1 protein-coding gene is annotated in these 2,303 nt (G+C 48.5%); it reads left to right on the top strand.

From position 1 onward, the window contains the following. On the top strand, positions 1-2,303 hold a 2,303-nt coding region (locus AC1DP6_RS36375; protein WP_477059292.1), incomplete at both ends, for a beta strand repeat-containing protein.

The following is a 2,303-nucleotide window of genomic DNA, read 5'->3' as shown; positions in this document are numbered from 1 at the left end:
TGCCTGTTGTAGGCGGGATCACCGGTACGACTGCTGTTTGTATAAACAGAACTACTACCTTAAGTTCTACTACTGTTGGCGGCGTATGGAGCAGCAGCGATGCCGCTGTAGCGAGTATAGATGCTGCTGGCGTTGTAACTGGGGTATCCGCTGGCACCGCAACAATCACTTATGCAATAACCAACGCGAGTGGTTGTACCGTTTCGCAAACGACTACTGTAACAGTAAAYAGTCTACCTGTTGTAGGTGCGATCACTGGTACGACTGCTGTTTGTATAAACAGAACTACTACTTTAAGTTCTACTACTGTTGGCGGTGTTTGGAGTAGCAGCGATGCCGCTGTAGCGAGTATAGATGCTGCTGGCGTTGTAACTGGGGTATCCTCAGGTACCGCAACAATCACTTATACAGTAACTAACGCGAGTGGCTGTACCGTTTCGCAAACTGCTACTGTAACAGTAAATAGTCTGCCTGTTGTAGGCGGGATCACGGGTACGACCGCTGTTTGTATAAACAGAACTACTACTTTAAGTTCTACTACTGTTGGCGGGGTATGGAGTAGCAGCGATGCCGCTGTGGCCAGCATAGATGCAGGCGGTGTTGTAACTGGCGTATCTATCGGCACCGCAACGATCACTTATGCAATAACCAACGCGAGTGGTTGTACCGCTTCGCAAACAACTATTGTAACTGTAAACAGTCTACCTGCTGTAGGTGCGATTACCGGTACGACTGCTGTTTGTATAAACAGAACTACTACCTTAAGTTCTACTACTGTTGGCGGTGTTTGGAGTAGCAGCGATGCGGCCGTAGCCAGCATAGATGCTGCTGGTGCTGTAACTGGGGTTTCCTCTGGTACCGCAACAATCACTTATACGGTAACAAATGCGAGTGGTTGTACCGTTTCGCAAACGACTACTGTAACAGTAAATAGTCTGCCTGTTGTAGGCGGGATCACGGGTACGACCGCTGTTTGTATAAACAGAACTACTACCTTAAGTTCTACTACTGTTGGTGGCGTATGGAGCAGCAGCGATGTCGCTGTAGCCAGCATAGATGCTGCTGGTGTTGTAACTGGGGTATCCTCAGGTACCGCAACAATCACTTATACAGTAACTAACGCGAGTGGCTGTACCGTTTCGCAAACTGCTACTGTAACAGTAAATAGTCTCCCTGTTGTAGGCGGGATCACCGGTACGACTGCTGTTTGTATAAACAGAACTACTACTTTAAGTTCTACTACTGTTGGCGGGGTATGGAGTAGCAGCGATGCCGCTGTGGCCAGCATAGATGCCGCTGGTGTTGTAACTGGTGTGGCCKCTGGCACTGCAACAATCACTTATRCGGTAACTAAYGSAAGTGGTTGTACCGCTTCGCAAACGACTACTGTAACAGTAAACAGTCTACCTGTTGTAGGCGGGATTACCGGTACGACTGCTGTTTGTATAAACAGAACTACTACCTTAAGTTCTACTACTGTTGGTGGCGTATGGAGTAGCAGCGATGCGGCTGTAGTGAGTATAGATGCTGCTGGCGTTGTAACTGGGGTATCCGCTGGCACTGCAACAATCACTTATACGGTAACCAATGCGAGTGGTTGTACCGCTTCGCAAACAACTACTGTAACGGTAAACAGTCTACCTGTTGTAGGCGGGATCACGGGCACGGGTGCTGTTTGTATAGGTGGAACTACTACCTTAAGTTCTACTACTGTTGGCGGTGTTTGGAGTAGCAGCGATGCGGCTGTAGCGAGTATAGATGCTGCTGGCGTTGTAACTGGGGTATCCGCTGGCACTGCAACAATCACTTATACGGTAACCAATGGGAGTGGTTGTACCGCTTCGCAAACGACTACTGTAACAGTAAATAGTCTGCCTGTTGTAGGTGCGATCACCGGTACGACTGCTGTTTGCATAAACGGAACTACTACCTTAAGTTCTACCACATCAGGCGGTGTTTGGACCAGCAGCGATGCAACTGTAGCGAGTATAGATGCTGGTGGTGTTGTAACTGGTGTGGCCTCTGGCACTGCAACAATCACTTATGCGGTAACTAACGCAAGTGGTTGTACCGTTTCGCAAACGACTACTGTAACAGTAAAYAGTCTCCCTGTTGTAGGTGCGATCACTGGTACGACTGCTGTTTGTATAAATGGAACTACTACCTTAAGTTCTACTACTGTTGGTGGCGTATGGAGCAGCAGCGATGCGGCTGTAGTGAGTATAGATGCTGCTGGCGTTGTAACTGGGGTATCCTTTGGCACCGCAATAATCACTTATACGGTAACCAACGGGAGTGGTTGT

This window comes from Chitinophaga sp. 01L420, from assembly GCF_056399985.1.
This window is presented reverse-complemented; position numbering and strand designations above follow the sequence as displayed.